General features: G+C 57.7%; 17 protein-coding genes and 1 pseudogene. 11 read left to right on the top strand and 7 right to left on the bottom strand.

The features are described 5' to 3' along the window. Positions 1-9: 9 nt before the first annotated feature. Genes dndE through dndB form a run of 4 tightly spaced genes read right to left on the bottom strand, consistent with a single transcriptional unit; the run spans position 10 to position 4,963 of the window. Positions 10-372, bottom strand: coding sequence for a DNA sulfur modification protein DndE (gene dndE / locus KCX70_RS07930; RefSeq protein ID WP_212619822.1), 363 nt, complete (start codon positions 370-372; stop codon positions 10-12). Next, positions 369-2,357, bottom strand: a complete 1,989-nt coding sequence (dndD, locus tag KCX70_RS07925; RefSeq protein WP_212619821.1) for a DNA sulfur modification protein DndD — start codon at positions 2,355-2,357, stop codon at positions 369-371. Before dndD ends, dndE begins: the two co-directional genes overlap by 4 nt. A gap of 2 nt (positions 2,358-2,359) precedes the next feature. Continuing rightward, the gene (gene dndC, locus KCX70_RS07920; RefSeq protein WP_212619820.1) at positions 2,360-3,841 is read right to left on the bottom strand and encodes a DNA phosphorothioation system sulfurtransferase DndC; all 1,482 of its coding nucleotides are present in this window, start codon (positions 3,839-3,841) and stop codon (positions 2,360-2,362) included. Between the two features lie 30 nt (positions 3,842-3,871). Beyond that, positions 3,872-4,963: a DNA sulfur modification protein DndB gene (gene dndB / locus KCX70_RS07915; RefSeq protein WP_212619819.1), complete on the bottom strand. Its 1,092-nt coding sequence runs from the start codon at positions 4,961-4,963 to the stop codon at positions 3,872-3,874. Positions 4,964-5,083: 120 nt separating this feature from the next. Here dndB and KCX70_RS07910 point away from each other — a divergent pair, with 120 nt between their 5' ends. The 5 genes from KCX70_RS07910 (at position 5,084) to KCX70_RS07890 (ending at position 9,789) form a co-directional block, all read left to right on the top strand. After that, positions 5,084-5,701: a hypothetical protein gene (locus KCX70_RS07910; RefSeq protein WP_212619818.1), complete on the top strand. Its 618-nt coding sequence runs from the start codon at positions 5,084-5,086 to the stop codon at positions 5,699-5,701. A 303-nt stretch (positions 5,702-6,004) separates the two neighbouring features. Next, positions 6,005-7,267 carry a hypothetical protein gene (locus tag KCX70_RS07905; RefSeq protein ID WP_212619817.1) on the top strand — a complete coding sequence of 421 codons (1,263 nt, stop codon included), beginning with the start codon at positions 6,005-6,007 and terminating at the stop codon, positions 7,265-7,267. Then, positions 7,264-7,668 carry a hypothetical protein gene (locus KCX70_RS07900; RefSeq protein ID WP_212619816.1) on the top strand — a complete coding sequence of 135 codons (405 nt, stop codon included), beginning with the start codon at positions 7,264-7,266 and terminating at the stop codon, positions 7,666-7,668. The genes KCX70_RS07905 and KCX70_RS07900 overlap by 4 nt, the downstream gene beginning before the upstream one ends. A gap of 106 nt (positions 7,669-7,774) precedes the next feature. Further along, complete coding sequence (locus tag KCX70_RS07895; RefSeq protein WP_212619815.1) at positions 7,775-8,233, top strand: ABZJ_00895 family protein; 459 nt, start codon at positions 7,775-7,777, stop codon at positions 8,231-8,233. Positions 8,234-8,613: 380 nt separating this feature from the next. After that, the gene (locus KCX70_RS07890) at positions 8,614-9,789 is read left to right on the top strand and encodes a GGDEF domain-containing protein (protein ID WP_212619814.1); all 1,176 of its coding nucleotides are present in this window, start codon (positions 8,614-8,616) and stop codon (positions 9,787-9,789) included. 79 nt (positions 9,790-9,868) lie between these two features. Here KCX70_RS07890 and KCX70_RS07885 read toward each other — a convergent pair whose 3' ends face one another. After that, entirely contained in the window at positions 9,869-10,858 is a 990-nt protein-coding gene (locus tag KCX70_RS07885) for a DMT family transporter (protein ID WP_212619813.1), read from the bottom strand. Continuing rightward, a complete protein-coding gene (locus KCX70_RS07880) occupies positions 10,855-11,427 on the bottom strand; it encodes a TetR/AcrR family transcriptional regulator (RefSeq protein WP_212619812.1) in 573 nt (190 codons plus the stop codon). The genes KCX70_RS07885 and KCX70_RS07880 overlap by 4 nt, the downstream gene beginning before the upstream one ends. Positions 11,428-11,836: 409 nt before the next feature. Between KCX70_RS07880 and KCX70_RS07875 the strand changes: the two genes are divergently transcribed. Together KCX70_RS07875 and KCX70_RS07870 are read left to right on the top strand one after the other, a co-directional pair. Continuing rightward, positions 11,837-12,361 carry a hypothetical protein gene (locus tag KCX70_RS07875; protein WP_212619811.1) on the top strand — a complete coding sequence of 175 codons (525 nt, stop codon included), beginning with the start codon at positions 11,837-11,839 and terminating at the stop codon, positions 12,359-12,361. A gap of 347 nt (positions 12,362-12,708) precedes the next feature. Further along, positions 12,709-13,566, top strand: a complete 858-nt coding sequence (locus tag KCX70_RS07870) for a DMT family transporter (RefSeq protein WP_212619810.1) — start codon at positions 12,709-12,711, stop codon at positions 13,564-13,566. A gap of 61 nt (positions 13,567-13,627) precedes the next feature. Here KCX70_RS07870 and KCX70_RS07865 read toward each other — a convergent pair whose 3' ends face one another. Beyond that, positions 13,628-14,527, bottom strand: a complete 900-nt coding sequence (locus KCX70_RS07865; RefSeq protein ID WP_212619809.1) for a LysR substrate-binding domain-containing protein — start codon at positions 14,525-14,527, stop codon at positions 13,628-13,630. Positions 14,528-14,644: 117 nt separating this feature from the next. Here KCX70_RS07865 and KCX70_RS07860 point away from each other — a divergent pair, with 117 nt between their 5' ends. The 4 genes and pseudogenes from KCX70_RS07860 to KCX70_RS07845 all read left to right on the top strand — a co-directional run bounded on the left by KCX70_RS07860 (position 14,645) and on the right by KCX70_RS07845 (position 19,170). Then, a complete protein-coding gene (locus KCX70_RS07860; protein ID WP_212619808.1) occupies positions 14,645-15,367 on the top strand; it encodes an FMN-dependent NADH-azoreductase in 723 nt (240 codons plus the stop codon). 208 nt (positions 15,368-15,575) lie between these two features. Continuing rightward, positions 15,576-16,272, top strand: a pseudogene (locus tag KCX70_RS07855) (GNAT family N-acetyltransferase). Positions 16,273-16,527: 255 nt separating this feature from the next. Further along, positions 16,528-16,878 (top strand): TfoX/Sxy family protein, encoded by a 351-nt coding sequence (locus KCX70_RS07850; RefSeq protein ID WP_102846179.1) that lies wholly within the window; start codon positions 16,528-16,530, stop codon positions 16,876-16,878. 324 nt (positions 16,879-17,202) lie between these two features. Beyond that, entirely contained in the window at positions 17,203-19,170 is a 1,968-nt protein-coding gene (locus KCX70_RS07845; protein WP_102846180.1) for a methyl-accepting chemotaxis protein, read from the top strand. The last annotated feature ends 141 nt before the right edge of the window (positions 19,171-19,311 follow it).

Here is a 19,311-nt window from a genome sequence, read left to right as displayed (position 1 = left end):
CTTGGCACCTCAAAGCATTAACGAGTCTATGATGTGGTCATCTCCTTTACCGGCTAGATAAGACAACCCACGATGCATATGGGAGGCACAAACTTTTCTTAAACTATCAGCGGTATTTTTTATATCATCGCTCTTCATGCGCATCAATATAAGATTCAAATAGAGATCTTCATAACCCCCAGCAAACACTCTCCAGTCAATTTCTATTCCGCCATTAAAATTAAAATCTTCATCGGGAGGCATAGTTGGATTAGCTAGAGACAAGCACAACGCATGCCTACAAATAGAGTTGTAGTGTTCTATACCTGTCTTACGTTTAAGTGTCGAAAGCTGAATCTTGGCTGCTGCGGTTAGGCGAATTCGATCAATCACAAGGCGGCCTCCAGCTGGAGCTGATGGGCTTTTACATTGGCAATGCTGCGGCGACTTTCATCGTCAAAGGTAAGCGCGTATTCACGGCTCATATGCTGTTCCAGAGCGGTATGCACGCTGCCCTCTACCTCTTCATCAGTGGAAAGCACTAACACCTGATGAGATACCTTGGCAAAGAAGTTATGGATCAGTGCCTCACGATGTTTGCGATCCAGCCGGGCCAACGGAGTATCTACCACAACAGGGAAGCGCCCCTTTCGCTCGCTGATCAATGCGCTAAGCACGGCAATAGCGAGAATCTGCCTCTCGCCCGCAGACAAGCGTTCCATAGGTAAGCTGTGGCCATTCACGTCTTCAATGGATACCGCATAGGTTTGGGGTTCCACTGTCACTCGGGAAATTAGATTGCGCTTGCGCAGCAGTTGCTTGAACTCTGCCGTGATCATTTCTGAAAGCCATTGCGCCTTAGAGGCCAATAGTCGCTCACGAAATACAAGCAGAGCCGTCTTAGCACGCTCTGCGGCCTCGAGGCTATGAAGCTGAAATTCACTTTCTTTTGATTCTGCACGTAGCTTCTGGCGGGCAGTGTTAAGCCGGTTTTCAAAGTGGTTTTGGCTGGTCCGCGCTTCATCCAACTCTTTTGCCAGCCCACGCAATTTCAGCTCTGCGTCTGAAACGGCTTGCGTGTACTTCTGCATATCCGCAAACACGCCGGATAACTGTTCCTTGTCAGGAATCTGATCGACTGCCTTCTGGGCTTTATCTACATCTCGCTGAGCCTGCTCGACCGCTAACTGTGCTTGTTTCAGCTGTTTTTTGGCCAGTTCTAATAGCGGCTCGATCTCTGCTGGATTACCGCTGGGCAAGAGTACGGGCTTATGCTGTTTCGCGGCCTCAAATACCTGCAGGTCCTGTTTAAGCAGATCCGCCACGGCCTGCCGTGCCTGCGGAGCCTGGGCTTCTAATACGGCGAGGATGCGTTGATCGCGCTTGATGAACTCATCACTCAGTAGCACTGCGTTCTGGGCTTGCTTGTCCATCTCCCACTGCGTTTTATAGCTGCTCCATAACGGTCCGAGCCAAGCCAACGGTAAAAGAGGGTCTTCCAATGCCGAGACCAGTGCGGCCCGCGCCTGGCTGTGCCGTTCCTTACACAGCTCCAGGCGCCCCTTGAGCTCGGCGGCCTGCTGATACGCTTGCAAACCACTCCGCTGCGCCTCTACTGCAAAGATTTGTGCTTTGCGCTGGGCATCATCCAACTCTGTACGCGCCAGAGCCTGCTGCTGCGTGAGCATCGCTATGCGTTCGTTGATCTGATCCAGCTGTTGCCCATATTGCTCCAACTGCGTTTGCGCTTCGCTCAGCTCACCCGCTACGGCTTTCTTGCCGCCAGCTCGGCGCGCAACCGCCTTGAGATCGCTGGCTAACGCGTCAATACCGCCGAGGCCAAGAAAAACCTCGGTTGCGCGACGCAGCAGCTGTGGCAACCGCTCTGGGTTGGCCAGCGCTTCGATCTTTTCGCCATCGAATAGGAACAGGTGAACGAGCTCAACCGGGAGAATGCTATTGATGAATTCATCCCAGTCTTCAGTTAGGGCAATGTCTTCGAAACCGTGTTGGTAGACCTTGAAAATCTCACGTAAACCCGATTCGCGCGGGATCCATTCACGCCTGAGGGTTAGCGTTTGGAGGTCAGCGCCCCGCTCGATGGTTAGCGCGATGTCGATTCGAGCGTTACCCGTAGCGTCTTTACGCTGCAGCCCAGACACCAACTGATCGTACTCAGAGCGGCGAGCGATGTTGACAGCTTTATACCCATACAAGCCGATCTGCAGCGACGTCAGCAAAGTCGTTTTTCCGCTTCCGTTAAGTGCCTTGACCAAGATAACGGGGCGGCTCGCGTTCACGCTGAAGTCAAAGCTTTGCTGCTCGCGAAAAGGGCCAAGGTTTTGAATTGAAATCTGGTTAATCGTCAGCTTGGCCATGCTTATGCTTCAACTTCTTCTTGGACGTGCGGGATCAACTCAACCTCATCATCTGAAACTGGCTCATCTTTCTCGCTCATGTGTTTATGCTTAACAGCAAAGGCCAACGCCTCCTCTTCCGTCCGGAATGCATTCGCCTTAAGAACGGCGTCTAGACGATCCAGATGCAAAGAGCGTTTTTGAGATTGCATCGACTGGAACTGCACACCTAAAAGGTTACGCGTCAGTCGGTAGAGCCGATCTGCAGCCTCAGGATCGAGCTCCGCAGCTACCTCTTTCAATATCCCAAGGTCTTCTGGCTCAAGCGGGTGCTGCTCAAGCGGTTTACCTGGATAAGGCTCATCAAAGACACGCTGATAGATCTGCGGCACCAGGTCCTCGATTTCGCCCTTTTCCTCAACCCAGATTCGACGAATCGCGTCCATTTCCTCCAATGGAATCAGCTCGATCTGATCGTGACCTGGCACTTTGGCTGCACGCACCGTTTTCTGGGTGCGTAGCAGCTCTTCAAGCAATGTGGCGCGGTAATCTTGAAGATAAGGGCCGTGAATCAGCTCATCACGCTCGTTCATGATCTTGATCCGGCCGTTCATGCGCTGGAAGTCCCGCTTGTCCCAGTCGTGGATGGTCAGATAGTTATTACGGAAATTCAGAATCGGCTGCATCCATGATTTCTGCTCGTCATTCTGAATCATCGCGCCCATGGACTTGTCCTGAGACACCATGGTGCAAACGTAGCAACCGAAGCGGCTGTCGCCACAACTAGGCGTGGATTTATCGACGACGACGGGGCACTCCGCATCGGGCGTGGCGCCTTTGTAAATATCGAACAGATCTTGGTTATCGACACCCCACGGGTTTGGCTCCGTCAGGATGTACATCCAGACATCGTCACTGCTCCACGTTTCGATGGGCAAATAGACCCATACGCGGGAAAGTTTTGGATTGCCGTTACGGCTCAAACGGTCGCGAGAGCTGCCGCTATATACGTCCATGACCTTGTCACGAGCAGCACTCTCGCCACGCCTTTGTCCCAGCACCAAGATCGCTTCGTTATTCGCCTCAGACAGGTCCTGGATGTACTTCTCGGAAGCACTGATTTTCAGTCGGTCAGTACACCAACGGAACCGATTGCGCGGGGTTGGATAGCCTTTACCAATGAGGTTCACCCAAAAGCGGCTTTCCAAGGATGGTGTTAGTCGCCTGGGTACAAACGGCAACCCTTGGCGCTCGGCCTCATATTCCATTGTCTTCAACGAGCCGGCGACCCAAGCAGCAATTACCGGGTTCTCAACCAGAGTGTCAGTACTGATGACGTGAATTTCTTTGGTGCGCTGCTCAGCTGGCAACGCAGCCACGGCATTCCAGATAAGCTGGAGCGATGCGGTTGAATCCTTCCCACCGCTATAGCCGACAATCCAGGGCATAGAGTCGGATAGATAGATGTTCTGGATTTCTTGAATGATGGACTCAGGAGGAGTCATTGGGCCATCCGATATTAAATCTGGGTCACCTTACCGAGCGGCAAGGAAAGCGTTTTCGACGTTTTGCTCTTCAGGCGAGAGCGGCCGCCCTAAGGCAGTTTTGATCCGGTTACACGTGAGGGTCACGTTTTGGCTGTTCTTGGACATCCGGCCGCCAACCATGGCCCGCCCTTCCCAGCACGAGCTGTTCTTGCGGGACCAATCAAATCCAGAGAGACCGGCCAGCGCTTTAGTCAAATCAGGTTTTCCATCCCGATAGATGCATTTACCAACCCGACCTAACGCCTGAAGCACGATGGCGTGAGAATGGATGAAATCCTGGCGGACCTCGCCTGCGGTCATTTTCCCGTTCCGCACATGCACCCACTCGGGAATCCGTTCACCAACCGCTTCCCAAAATTCCATGCACTTGGTTGAGGCGGTTTGGAAATCTTCAAGGTCCTTCTCGGTACACATCTCCATGACAGCAAAATTCAGCGCGCTCAACGTGAACAACTTGCGCGACCTCTGTGACAAGGATGAGCGCTCGGTTTCTATAAGGTTTCGAAAGACATTTGCGGAAAGGCTCAGGTGCTTCGCAACGTTGCCCGCAGCGCTACGATGGTCATAAAGAATGCTCAACGATGGCGACGGCTTGACTGCATGCCGGTTGAGGTCGGCAAACATCTGCTGGCAGCGCTCTAGACCACGATCATGGAAGAACACCACGGCAATGGTCTCGTCCCCGAGCTCAGGCTTAGCAGCCAGCGCTTGCTCAATCGCAGCACGCCGATGCTGCCCATCGTTCACAACGAAACGTGCATCCATATCAATGGACAACGTTCCCATGCGGAATGCGTTGGTGCTCCCGCTCCCCACCGGCTCAAACGAAACCTGCCCGTCTACCGAAGCGGTGATGGCAGAGAACGTGTAGCTTTCGGGGTTTGCGACGATGTACCGCGCAATTTCGGGGACCCGGGACAGGTTGATCGAACGCTGGGCCCTGAGCTCCGGCACGAGCTCTTCATTGTCGAAAACGAAGAGCCTCGGCAGCAATCGCAAGGGGCACATCGAGACGTAGTACTCCCGACCCGCTTGGACGCCGCGGATGGCCGGGAAGGTATAGGAGAAGGTGCTGGTCATGGCGCGCAGCTTACCAAAGTTGTTTGTCTATTTACAAACAAACAACCAGCATCAAGAGCCAAACACCAGCTACCACATCAGGTATCCTATGCCATCGATTGCTCCACCGAGGCCTCCGGCATGCTTGACCTTGACTTCAACCAGCTGCGCATTCTTGTCAACGAAGCTACGCAAAAGACTTACATAGATTACATTCTTGCTGCGTCGCAAATAGCTGTTCCGCTAGCAGCGATTTTGCTCAGCTACGGAACAATACGAAGTCACGCCCGAAGAGTAACCATCGAAAAACTAGCCGAACAAGATGTAAGTCGTCTATTCCTAAGCGCAGATTATTTTTTTCAGTATTCAGACAATATCAATTTATTTTTTTTCCTTCATATGAAGCTGCTCGATAAGTATGCGAAAAATCAGCCAACCAGTAGCAGCTTCGAAAGCAAATGGATAGCCGCGTCAGAAGCTGTATACGAGAACATAGCCAACGTGAGAAAAGCTTCTTTTATGCTTAGCTCATTAGGCGAAGCTTCCTTAGCTGAGAAAATAGATTTATACAGAGATAGCAGTACAAACCTGAGAAAAAAAATTTTTGATTTCGCCGAACAACACGTCGTTAATCAAACTACCGAAATAGAAAAATTTGTCATAGAAATCGAAGCGCAAAAAAAAGCTCTCAGCAGCATACAAGAAGAAATACTACTAGAAATAGTAGCTGCTAACAGGCGACTCAAGAAAAAGGCTTAAAGCCGCAAGCATATCTGGTGATGCGAGGATCTATTTTTTTGTTTGGATTCGATCGCCCGAGTTTCCTATGGGAGAATACAAGGCAACAAATATACGCTCACCCTTCTATTTCGCGCTGAGTCCCGACGACCTACATAAGCGCTGCCAAAAGGTTTCGCCGCGTAGTATTGCGTGGCATACCCTTGACCCGAACGGAACAGCCTCCAGCGGTTTCCAGCACAAGTTTCGTGAACAAGGGCGGGTTAGCCAAGGCCGTCAAACAGATAGACTGCGGCCCGGTTCAACAGCACAGGGAAGATTTTCATGGGGACGGACACCCTCAAAGACGCGACCTACCCATTCGATCAGGGCTGGGATCTGGACACCGGCTGGAAGCCTGACAGCACCGGCAGCCGCGATTCGAGCTGGCTACCTGATCATGGCTGGGGCCGACAGGCCGAGTTGCCGAAAATCAAGCCAGGCAACGGCGGCGCCTCATTTGCCGCCTGGGAGCAAAAGGTCGAAGCCGCTCCAGAACTGTCGGATTGGCCGCCGCCCGATTTGCTCAAGGTTCCCGAGGCCTTGCCGCCCGGCTTCTACCGGGTACCGCGCAGCATGTCCGGTGAGCAGGTGCTTGCCAGGCTGTTCGCCGACGCGCCGCACAAACATCTGGTGAATCGCATCAAGGCGCTGAATCCGACCTTTGCGAAGGGCTTCAAAGCCGGTGAAATGTTTGTCCTCGGCAACCTGATCAATCCAACCGCGTGCTCACGTGAAGAAGCTGACCTGATGGCGGCCGCCGCCGAGGTGCGCGCGGCTCTGGAGTCATTGAGCGAGAGCGAAGCCAATTTCATGGCTGACCATCAAGCCGAAATCGCTTTGATGGTGGGCGGCGCAAGCGCGTCGCTGGGGCTCGGCACCGACGTGCTCGGGAACGGCTTGAAGCAGATCGAGAACACGCTGCATGATATCGAGTACCTCCATCAGCGCGAGTATGCAGCGCATGGCCATCTGCGCAGTCAGCAGTTCTTCACGTCCCGCCAGCAGCTGTACCGCCAGCTCGACAATCAGCTGAAGGCGACCTTTCTTGGCAAGCAACTGGGACTGGGCAACTACCCAACCCTGCGCCAGGATCTCGGTATTTCCACCCGTAGCTTGGTGCATCATTGGAGCAAGGGCGGCGCGCCAGGCCAGATTCCCGGATACGCGACCCACATGAATGAAATTGCCAAGGCGGCGACGTACCTCAAGTATGGCGGCTACGTTGGTGTCGCTCTTGGCGGGACGGCCTCATTATTGAAGGTCCAAGAGGTGTGCCAGGCAGGCGAAACCCAGGCATGTCAGAAGATTCGGTTTACCGAGACGGGTAATTTTGCTGGGGCGCTGGGTGGTGGAGCGCTAGCTGTGGCCCTTGCTAGCCCAGCGGCGGGTTCGATTTGCGTCGCCCTTGGAATTGCGACAGGCGGACTGGGCGGTGTTGCCTGCGGTCTGGTAGTGGTTGGCGGAGCTTCGGTTGCTGGTGGGGCCGGTGGCGGATGGGCTGGAGAACTTGCGGGCGAGAAGATTTATGAGGGGAGTAAGCATTGAACTTCAGCACATGGTTTGAAACCTGGCCGTTAGACCTTCAAATCACCTTTCTTTTAGCCCCTTTCGCAATCGGGTTCTCAGGCCTGCTCATGATTCTTGTAATGGCCTACCGAAATCTCGACACGATACTCCATACGTTTCCAAACAGCGGATACGTGATTAGACAGAAAATGCTTTGGGGTGACAGCGGCCTTTACTCCCGTTTTGTGTTAACCAGCAGTTTGGCAGCTATCGCATTGTTCCCCAAAGGTCACATAAACCGGGGAGACCTATTGGAAAGCGAACTACGCAATCTCCCCCACTTCATTAAACGCCGCATGGTAGTGGCCTGGTGGCTCTGCTTCGCCGGGATGGCTTGGCTGCTTCTCGCAGTCGGCCTGCTGAAGCTCACGTCAGATTGAAGGAGACACCAGCGATCAACACCCTAACGTTGATCGCTTTGCAATTGACTCACATACATGAATCTAGCTCACCTGCTAATCAAACGATGAAATACAAGGACGTTCCATGACATCTAAAAACGAGATACCTGTTGTTAAATATGTAGGCTTGTTTGCATTGCTAAACGCAGCATTAATGCTATTTTTCAACGTACTTGCATACGGCTTCGATATTGACCTCGGCTCCGGAGCAAACATAGCAATGCTTATGGGCGCATCCATTATTACCTCTAATCAATTTGTAGCAATCAACAAAAGAGCGCCAGACAAGAGAGAAAAAAACAAGTTGATATTAGGCTGCCTATTATCATCAGTTGCCATATCGATCGCCGGCGTAGCCATATTGATTTCCGTTGTATTAGGCCCAAAAGGGATTACTGAAACAACCAAAGCTCTTCCCACGCTCTCTACGCCGACGTGGCTCATCATTATAAGCGCGGTGACTGCGTTCTATTACTTAATGCTAAATCTCTCGTTTGGATGGCATGCGAACAAGTTAGCCATGAGAATTCAAGCAAAAGCGTAGCGCCACATTGTTTGGCCCGGTCATTTTTCAAAAAAGGGAACACCCATTAGTCGGGCTAGTGCCAAGACTCAAAGCAACCCGCTCTGCTTTTGAGCGGCAGAGTTCCTCCAGCGCTGAACCTGATGGGCAGCGCCCGGTCGCGTCCGTTTCCTCATTCGTGGGTGCGACAGACTCGTGCCAGTTACCCATATGAATTAAACGGTGCCTACCTACTAGCACTGTCCTGGCGGGTAACCGGCCCTGGAGCAGCGCGTCTGCCAGTCGTCGTATTCGATTCAAGCGCCTGGCCTCGTGGCCGACTACTTCTCGTTGCCCCACGCTTCGACAAACCGTGGCTCCGCTAGCACTGTCATTTCCATCGCAATCAACAGGCTTCACCCATGGCACTCGACCCGATCACCATGTTGACGCTCTCCGTCGCCCTCGCGTTGGCGGCTGCGTTGTATCAGGCCGTCGAGTGGCGGGCCGTTCGTGAGCCGTCGCTGTTGTTCTGGAGTGCGGGCTTCGCCTTGATCAGTGTCGGCTCGACGCTCGCCCTGCTGCGTGTCAGCGGGTTGCTCCTGATTGGGATCTGGTTCGCCAATGGTCTGCTGGTGACTGCGCATTGGCTGTTTCTGCTGGGTGTCGCGCGGTTCAGGAGCGTGCGCCTGTCGCGCGGCTGGTATCTGATATTCGTCGCCTGGGCCGCACTGCTGCTACTGCCAGGCGAGCAGATCTGGTCGAAGGTCATCCTGCTGTTGAATTCTCTTCTGGTCGCGCTGCCGACGCTCAGGGCGAGTCTGCTGCTGCGCTCACGGGACAAGTCACTGGGCGCCGGTGCGGCGCAGCTGCGGTATGTGCTGCTGGCGCACAGCCTGTTCTACTTCGCCAAGATGATTCCGCCGCTGGTCCCGGGCACGCTGATCGATCTCTCGGTATTCGGCGGCACGATCGTCCAGATCTCGCTGGTCGAAGGGGTGATGGCGATCATGCTGATCGCACTGTCGATGACCGGCACCGTGCGCTACCGCAGGGAAAGGCAAATCGAGCGGCTGGCCGCGCGGGACCCGCTGACCGCCATGTATAACCGCCGCGCTCTTGAGGCAAGGGCGCCACGTTTGCTACGCGAGGCCTCGCCTGCTCGTCCGGGGGCACTGCTGCTGATCGATATCGACAACTTCAAGCTTGTTAACGATCTGCATGGCCATGCGGCGGGCGACCGGCTGCTGATCGCCCTGGGCGAGATGATTCGTGCAGTCCTGCCTGGAGGCTCGTTGGCGGCGCGACTGGGTGGTGATGAGTTCGTGATTCTGCTGGGCGACGCTACCCGTGAACGAATCGTGGCGCTGGGCGACGGGCTGCGAAAGCGTTTCCATGACAACGCGAATCAGCATTTCGCCACGCCGAAGCCTGTCACCCTGAGTATCGGCGTCAGTGTGTTTGATCAGTCTCCCGCCAGCCTTGCGGCGCTAATCGAGCAGGGCGACGTGGCGTTGTACGAATCCAAGCGCGGCGGGCGGAACAGCATCCGCCTGACTGATCGCAGCTTGATGAGCCAATCCGCGGACGGGGCTTGACCCGCAGTTGGCTACTTTGTCGCGACTGACAAAAGGAACCCGCTCGCATGGCGAAACCGATGCCCTAGCGCTGGCAGCATCATGTCGTTTTGTTAGCCATGAGTCGCTCAGGACTGCCGCCGACGCTGTCAGTACGTGCTTGCCTGCGATAGAACGCCTGAATGGCCCATACCACGCCTAAGAACAGCAAGCCTGTCCCGATTGCTTCGGCAGCAGAAGGCCAGCGGTGATGGACGAACAGGCCTAGTGCGGTTGCGTAGAGCGTTTGACTGGCAATCAGCTGCGCGCTGAGCGCCAGCGGCAGGCGACGGGTTGCGACTGACCACGCCCAGGCACCGGCGAGCGTAGCGCCAAGCCCTTGAATCGCGCCGCATATGAGAAGCGCATCGGTACCAGCCAAGCCACTCGGTTGGTCCGCGAAATTGGAGAGGTCCAGATACAGCCCCACCGGGATGAAAGCCAGCATCTCTACACTGCACATAAAAATCAGCATGGCGGACCAAAGCATGGGTGACATGCCTGAACGTCGGGCTAGGGCGCTTTCGTTCAACAAGCCGAAGCCAGTCCAGGATGCGATTGCCAGCAGAGAGACAAATAGCCCAAGCAGTATCGAACTGGTAGTACGCATCTGCGCCGCATCGCTGAAATCGAACACGCTCAAGTTGAACAGGCCTATCCCCAACGCCGCCACCATCAATGGTCCGGCAATGGTGCGCCAAGGCACGCTGGCGCTGCGCATGTTGCCGGCAATGGCGAGAACGATAGGAACAGAACCCATCATCACCGGAGGGATAACAGGCCCGGCTGCCAAGACGGCGGTAGTGATCAGAAAGAAATAACCGATGTAGCCAAGAAAGCCCAAGAGCGCGGCCCAGGCCCAGTCGGTCGAAGTGAGTTTCTTGACTTCGCTGCGGTACGTGTACAAAACCAGCAGGCTACCCAGCCCGGCGAAGCCATAGCTCACCACAGCGAGGTCGAACAGACTGTAATCGCCGATCAGGCTTGGAAAGATGTAGAGCAGCGACCAGGAAAACGTGGCAGCAATCGCTGCGAGCAGGCCTACCTTCATGCGCTCAACTCATGCGGGCGTTGCGCTGTGATCCAGCAAAGTGCCACGCGTTTTGCGGTCTCGAATAGCCGAGCGGTCTCGCCCATGGCGCCGCTGACAAAACTACCCTCCAACAAGATGAACAGCCCATCGGCAATCGACGCCGGATCGCTAACGCCTGCTCTGGCGGCCAACGCAGTGAGGTTGTCACGAATCCCTTGTTTATGCCGGCTCACGGCCAAACGGACCGGGTGACTGCATGATGGGAATTCAGCTGCGCTGTTGACGAACAGGCAGCCACGGCCGCTGTCGCGCAGCAGAAAGCGCTCATACAAATCGAAGAAGGCGAGCATGCCGTCAACCGGTTCGGCATGCTTCGCTAAGGTGCTCGCTACCTCCTCACGCCAGCGACGGTCACGTTCTTCAAGGCACGCAACAATCAGCGCGTCCTTGGAAGGGAAATGACTGTACAGGGTCATTTTCGTCACGCCTGCCAACGCTGCGATCGCCACCACACCGGTAATGTGCACGCCCTGCGAGACAAAAAGAGTTAGCGCGGCATCAACGAGGCGCTCGCGGGTTTTATCCATTGGTCGACTCTCCGATGTGGATATGGAGGCGACTATACTGACCGGTAAGATTTGATGAATGCCAAACGCGACCTCAATGCCGGACGAAAACGACCTGGGCGGCACGCCGACCACAGTCGCTAGTGAAATGGGAGAAAAGGGACAGATTATTTCCTATCCCTGCCCGCCCGCATCTGCGCCACACGCTACCCGGCATCATCCACGTGCTTCGCCTGGCACGGCGTGGGGCGCAATGCCTTGATATTGGCGACTCAAAGCTGCGGCCGAACGTCAGTCGAGGCGTACCTGCGAGAAACAGAGGGACAAACCACATTTCTCACGATTGGATAGCGCAGCCAGCGTTCTACTCTGCTCAAATTCCTCCAAAGCCCATCAGCGCGCTAAAGCGACTTCGAGGAATAACACGCGTATGGACACCCGCTTCCTAAGCCTTATGGAATTCCAAAACGTCTATTTCTACCGATTCGTTACGCTCGCCATTTTCGTGGCAGTCGGCGTTATGTTCTTGTTCGCATTGCCCGACATGAAGCGCGCCGAGATATGGGTGGTTGTGCCGGTGCTTTTTATGCTGTGGGGCCGTTTTGCCGTTGAATATGTCCAGGTCAAGAACTGTGGCCCAGCGTTTATCCATAACGATGAGCTGGTGATTACCCGCGACGCGGGTCACCGGCAAATACCCTTGACCCGCATTCGCTCGGTCACCTCCAAACACAGCCTGTTCATGGTGCGCCGGTATCGCTCGTGGACGGATCACCTGGCTTTTCTGCAGGTCACGCTGAACAACGGCGAGCGTGTTTACACCCTGGCTGAGAGCAAAGTGTTTGAATACCCGGCGGGCAAGAACACGCTGAGCGCGATTCAGGCTGCTGTGCTTGCAGCCAAGACAAAGAGCCTCACATCACGACCAAACCAAGATGCGGGACGTTCGGCTTAGCGAGGTAGCTTGGAAGTAACGCGTGGAAAAGGCTCCGCCGTTTTCCACCCTACGGATTTTGCTGAGCGCTGGCTCATCGTTCAGCACCAACACGCTTTCCTTGATCCCGACCAGAAGGTATCGCCTCACACGCTAGTCACTTGACTCGCTTCGCTCACCTTCAGCTAATACTCCACTGGCTACGTATCTCGGGCACTAAGGTCGCGAACCGCAGTGCCCGTGGCGTTTCTGGGCTACTTCGAGGAGACAACCGAGGCCATCATCGGTAAAGCGTCTGGCGCGACCTACTTCGATCATGCGTCCAGGCAATGACAAAACACCCGTCAACGACACGCCGAGGACAACAGATGAACGATCAAGCACGCGGTTTGTTGCTCGTCACGAGCGGCATCGTCGTACTCAGTTTCGATGGTCTGTTGGTGCGTCTGGCGCAGGCGGATGGCTGGAGCATCGTGTTTTGGCGCGGTCTGTTGATGTTCTTGGCGCTGGGCGTGTTTTCGCTGACCGCCAGAAGCCGGGCCAGCCTCAAGGCGCAACCGCTGATCAGCGCCGGCTCGGCCTTGTTACTGGCTTTGATTTCGATCTTCTTCGTGCTGGCGGTCATCCATACCACGGTCGCCAACGTGGTGGTGGTCCTCAGCACGGCGCCGCTGTTCGCAGCGCTATTCACGCGGTTTTTTTTACGTGAGCACGTGGGGCTGCACACTTGGCTCGCGATCGGCGTGGCGGGGCTGGGGATCATGATTGTATTTGCCGGGGCCTTCACGCCGACGGATCTGGCCGGTAATGGCTATGCGCTGCTCTCGTCGGCAGCCGTGGGCGCCAACCTTACGTTGCTACGCCGCCACCCTGCCATCGAGCGGATGCCGCTCATTGCGCTCGGTGGATTGGCGGCCGCGCTGATCGCCTGGCCCAAGGCCCAGCCGTTCGGTCTGGAAGCCACGAGCTACTGGGCATTGGTGGTCATGGGTTTGGTCCAGATGCCGCTGGCCACGCTGCTGATCAATAACGCGACCCGCTATCTGCCCTCCGCCGAGGTGGCCCTGTTCTATCTGCTGGAAAGCGTGCTGGGCACACTCTGGGTCTGGTATTTCCTGCAGGAGACGCCCGCTAGCGCGACGCTATACGGCGGTGCGCTGGTTATCGCAACGCTGGTGGTACATGCCAGCCTGACCTTGCGCCCACGCGCCGCGCTGCCGGCCTGAGCGAGCCGCGTAGAACCGGAAAACAGCTGAACGGGGATGAACGCCTCATCCGCCCACGCCGCTACAGCTCACACACCCCACCCGGCACCGCCATGACCCAGTCTCGCACGGCCAGCACCGTCGGATCGTCCCGGCGGCTCTCCGGGTACACGAGGTGAAACGGCTTGCCTTCCATCTCCGGCCCGAACGGCTGCATCAGCCGGCCTGCCCTCACCTCGTCCTCGATCAACTGACGGCTCATCAAGGCCACACCCTGCGCGCCGATGGCGGCTGAGATGGCGTGGGTCTCGTCGGAGAAGGCCAACCCGGCACTGACATCCAGCCCCGGCACATTGGCCAGCTTCTGCCACGACGACCAGTGAATCGGAGCGGAAGTGGCGCCCCGGGCGCGGAAGTGGATCAGCGGGTGGTTGGGCAGGTCGGCGGCGGCGCGAAGGCCCAGCAATGGGCTGCAGATCGGGACGAAGGTGTTGTCGATCAGCTTTTCGGCCACCAGCCCTGGCCAGCGGCCATCGCCGTAGCGGATGGCGATATCCGCCGTAACGCCATCCAGCGCCACCGGCTCGTGGGAGGTATGGAAGCGCAGATCGATATCGGGATGGGATTCACGCAGCATGCAGACCCAGGGCACCAGCCAGCGCACGGCGATGGCCGGCGTGGTGGTAAGCGTGATCGCCTGGCGGCAGGGCCCCGCGCTGAGGCGCTCGACCGTTGCGCTGATGCTGTCGAATGCCGTCTCCAGGGTCTGTTGCAACTCACGGCCTTGGACGGTGAGTGCCAACTGCCTGGGTTTGCGCAGAAACAGCGCAACACCGAGTGACTCTTCCAGCGAACGAATCTGGTGGCTGATGGCCGTGGCGGTGACGTTCAACTCCTCGGCAGCCTGCTTGGCGCTCTCATGGCGGGCGGCCGCTTCGAAGGCTCGCAGGGCGGAAAGCGAAGGTAACCAGCGATGCGCCATGGCTGAGTTTTCCTCATCTATAACCGAAAGAAATGGTCGTTTGTCGCCCACAGAGCCTAAACCTAGTCTGGGTCTACCGCGAATGACAGATGAATTCAGTCACAGAGGAGACTCACCATGACACACCTTCTGCACCTCGATGCCAGCGCCCGCCCCGGCCTTGCCGGCAGGGACGAGCACGGTTCCCACAGCCGCCACCTCGGCCACCGCTTCGTCAGCCAGTGGCTGGCCCGCCGCGCCCAGGACAGCGTGACCTACCGGGACATCGGCCAGAACCGGCCTTCTTTCACCAGCCATGACTGGATCGCGTCATCCTTCACCCCGGAAGAACGCCGAGAGCCCTGGATGAAGGAGACGCTGATCGAGAGCGACCAGCTGGTCGACGAGTTGATTGCCGCCGATGTGCTGGTCATTGGCACGCCGCTGTACAACTTCGGCATGCCCGCGGCACTCAAGGCATGGATCGACCAGATCGTGCGCCCCGGCCGGACAATCGAGGTCGACGAAAGCAAGCTACCGGATCCCTACGTCCCCCTGTTGGCTGACCGACCACGGCACGCGGTCATCCTCACGGCACGAGGCGGCATCGGCTTCGGGCCCGGCGGGGAAATGGCGCATATGAACCATCTGGAGCCGAACCTGGTGACGGCGCTCGGCTTTATCGGTATCACTCGCTTCCATCAGATCGCGATCGAAGGCCAGGAAACCGGCGGTGAGGTGCTGGCTGCTTCGGTGGAACAGGCGCTACGTGAGGTCGATGCGTTGGTGCGGGAGCTTCAGACGGAACTTGAGGATCCCACACCGAGCTTGGCTCACCCACGACAGGCCGAGCCCGTCTAGGACCTGGTCCGGGAAGCGCAACGGTTCTGCGAAACAGCCCCTGCTTGCTCCGAAAAATTCAGCAACCCGGTAGCCTTCAGCGCCGTTTGGCGCTGTCGCCGGCTTTGAATCGGATCTTCCTGGACACGATAGGCAACTGTTGAAGGCTCAGCGCCTCATCCCTGCCCGCTACAATGGCGGCCTTTCCTAAGCCCGTCGGAGCCCGCCCATGTTCACCCTCTCCTACCTGTGCACCCCGCCGCCGGAATCGATGAAGAGCCAGGTGATGCAGATGGTGGTGGACTACCTCAGCGACATCAGCCCGGTTTCGCTCACGCCGAGCAATCCGCTGTACCAGCTGTATCAGTACGTGGTGGGTTTAGAGGTGCACCGCTATCTGGACAGCATGGACGGCGCGCAACCGGGCAAGCCTGAACTGATTATGGCGCTGGATGCCGAAGACCCGGCCCGCCTGCTGGGCTTTGCGCTGTATTTGCCTTATGTGGACGACCCCGAGGCCTGTGTGCTGCTCTACCTGGCCGTGCAGACGAGCCATCGCCGCCAGGGCATCGGCCGGGCGATGGTCGAGGCGATGATAACGCGCTATCCCCACGCGGAAGTGGCATGCGTAGCCGGCAAGGTGCCGTACTTCGAAGCGCTGGGGCTTCATGCCGTTGACGGCTCGAGGCCCGCAAGTGGTGATGAACAACCGTAACCAGGCGTCCAGCGGTGTGGTGGCGGTGCAGGATCTGCAGCCGATTTTCCAGTCCGAGGAGGTCCGGCAGATTCACACCTACCTGGTGAAGCAGCACGGCGCGGACGCCATGAGCGATGCCGAGAAGCAGCGCGATGCCCTGCTCGATGAGCTGGCGCAGCAGGCGGAATACCTGATTCAGACCTGCGCCTCGGCGACGCGCCTGCATTGACGGAGCAAAACGGCCGCCCGTGTACGGCGTGCCGAGCATAGGAGCAGCCGCGCCCTGCCGATCGGAAAGCTTGCCGTTTCCAACCGCCTGTTTCCTTGCCGCTGGGTGCTAAGCTTCACCTGGTTCGGGTTTAGCTCATCGACGCCGTGCAGGCGTTGCAGGATTGGCATTCGGTGGCAGGCTAACGCGCGCCACCGAGCGGGCTCGCCCGTGACGCACCCGAAATTGCCTAACTCTTCACGCGACGGAATACAGATGGCCACCGATAAAGACTTCGTGGACTACGTGGCGGAGCAGATCGGCCTCGGGAACCGGCTGACCTATCGGAAAATGTTCGGGGAGTACGCGCTTTATCTGGACGCGAAGGTGGTCGCCTTCGTCTGCGACAACAGCCTGTTCATCAAACCCTCCGAGGCGGCGCTCGCCCTCGCGCCGGAGCTGCCCCAAGGCCCGCCCTACCCCGGCGCCAAGAACTATCCGGTAGCCGACGAGCTGCTGGATGACGCCGACGCACTGCGCCGTCTGGTGATCGAAACCGCCAGGGTGCTACCCGCTCCCAAACCACCCCGACCGCGCAAGAAGAAGCCAGACGCCGCGAAAGACTAGCGGCAGCCGGTTAGCGATTTCGGTCAACCCAAGGCTTCTCGCAAGGCTAATCGCGCGGTCGATGGAGCGAACCGGCGCGCCGATCATGTTGCGCTGACGAGCGTGTCGCGCGCGATGGAAGTACCCCCCGCATCTGCGCATCTCGCCGGACTTAAAAATCGCAGAGACCTGCCCTCAAGCCGCTATCACAGGTTGCCGATAACCTCTTGGCACCGCTCGCCTCGCACGGCGGCAAAGCGCATCGGATTGCGTGAAGGGCTCCCTGAAGAACGAAGCGCAGGTCGGCGCGGACGTCTCGACGAACTGGCCAGGGGCCACTGAACGATGAAAATCAAACACAAGTTGCTAGCAAGTCTTCTGGTCGCGACGCTTGTTCCAGTCCTTGTCGTGGCCCTGTTCACCATCCGCAACGTCACCGAGGAAGCCAAGCTCCAGTTCGAGGAGACCAGCAGCCTGGACGTCAAGCTGGTCGACAATACCTTCGTGACCCTGTTCGATTCGGTTAATCACACCGTGTCGGCGATGGCCGACTACGCCGCCGTCCGCGACACCGAGAGTGGCGAGCTGACCGTCTATTCCGGCTCGCCCCGCAAACCGGGCGCGGTCGCCACGGCCAATGGCGGCCGCGAAAAAGACATCTTCGATTACTTCTCCGGCATCGGTAACAACAACCCGTCCTTCGGCTATGTCTACATGGGCGACACCAAGGGCGGCTACGTGGAATGGCCGGGCACCGGCGACTACGGCAGCTGGGATCCGCGGGGGCGCCCCTGGTTCGGCCTGGGCAAGGACGCCAATTTCCAACTGACGCGCCTCGACGGCTATTACTGGGAACCGGACGACGCGGTCTACGTCTCGGTGATCAAAGCCTTCAAGGACAAGGCGGGCCAGTTTGCCGGGGTCGTGGCGACGGACGTGTCGCTAAAGTCGCTGACCGACATGGTCCAAAAAATCCGCTTTGGCGAGACCGGTTTCTTCATGCTGGTGGAGAGCAGCGGCACCCTGCTGGTCGACGGCCACCAGCCCAAGAACAACTTCAAGAAGCTCGGCGAGCTCTCGGGTGACTACTTCTCGACCATCAAGCAAACCGAAAACGGTGTGATCGAGGTGAATATCGATGGCGTCGACTACCTCGCCAACGTCTTCACCTCGCCCACCCTGGGCTGGAAATTCATCGGTTTCATGCAGGTCGACGAGATCCTGGCCGGCGCACATAAACTAGCCTGGATGACACTGGTCGCCTGCGCCGTGCTGGTGGTGCTGTTCGGTATCGCCGGGGTCGTGTTCGCCAACCGTATCGTCACGCCGATCAACCTGGTCAAGGACGGGCTGCGCACCATCGCCCAGGGCGAAGGTGACCTGACTCATCGGCTCCCCGTGCTGGCCCGGGACGAAACCGGCGAGTTGGCGAAGTGGTTCAACCAGTTCATCGAGTCGACGCAATCGATGATCACCGTCATCAAGGAAAACGCCGTCAGCATCGATGGTGTTTCAAGCCAGACCAACGACCGCACCACCGCCATGTCGGACAGCTTGCAGCGTCAGTCCAGCGCGGTGGAGCAGATTGTCACCGCCGTGACCGAGATGGCCTCGGCCGCCAACGAGGTAGCACACAACTGCGTGAGGACGGCGGAAGTCTCCGCGCAGGGCCTGGATGCGACGCGCAATGGCAAGGAGGTCATCGCCCGCAGTACCGCGGGGGTGAACGATCTTGGCGCCAGCATCCAGGGTTCGAGCAAGGTGATTCGCGAGCTCGAACGCGAGACGGTGAGCATCAACACCATCCTGTCGACCATCCAGCAGATCGCCGAACAGACCAACCTGCTGGCGCTCAACGCCGCCATCGAAGCGGCACGCGCTGGCGAACAGGGACGCGGCTTCGCCGTGGTGGCCGAAGAGGTGCGCAACCTGGCCAAGCGGACCCAGGATTCCACCGGTGAGATCAACAAGATCCTCAACCTGCTGGTCAGCCGCATCAGTGAGGTGACAGCGAGCATGGATCACAGCCTGACGGAGTCGAGCAAGGCCATCGAGCTGGCGGGCGATGTGATGGGGGCGTTCGAGGACATCGAGAATGCCGTGCAGACGATCCGCGACATGACCACGCAGGTCGCCACCGCCACCGAGGAACAGCACCTGGTGACCGAAGACATCAACCGGAACGTGGTCGCCATCAGCGATGCGGTTGCGCAGGTGTCCAGCCAAGCCTCGGAAGTCGAAAGCTACTCCCAGGAGCAGCGTCAGCTCAGCAGCGCACTCCGGCAGCTGGTCGGGCGGTTCCGTACGCAGTAAGGCTCGAAGCGGTCGTTGCCCGAGCGCGGCGTCAGTCCTGGCGACTGACCCCGCTCGGCATGGCCTGAACCAGCACGTGGCCAGAGTCGCGTGCCGTGTCGCCAGTCTCGGAGCGGCGCTGGACCTCCTGAAACGACCACG

Source organism: Stutzerimonas stutzeri, assembly GCF_018138085.1.
Lineage (GTDB): Bacteria > Pseudomonadota > Gammaproteobacteria > Pseudomonadales > Pseudomonadaceae > Stutzerimonas > Stutzerimonas stutzeri_AI.
Note: the sequence above shows the minus strand (reverse complement) of the source record. Positions and strands in the feature narration are given on the sequence as shown.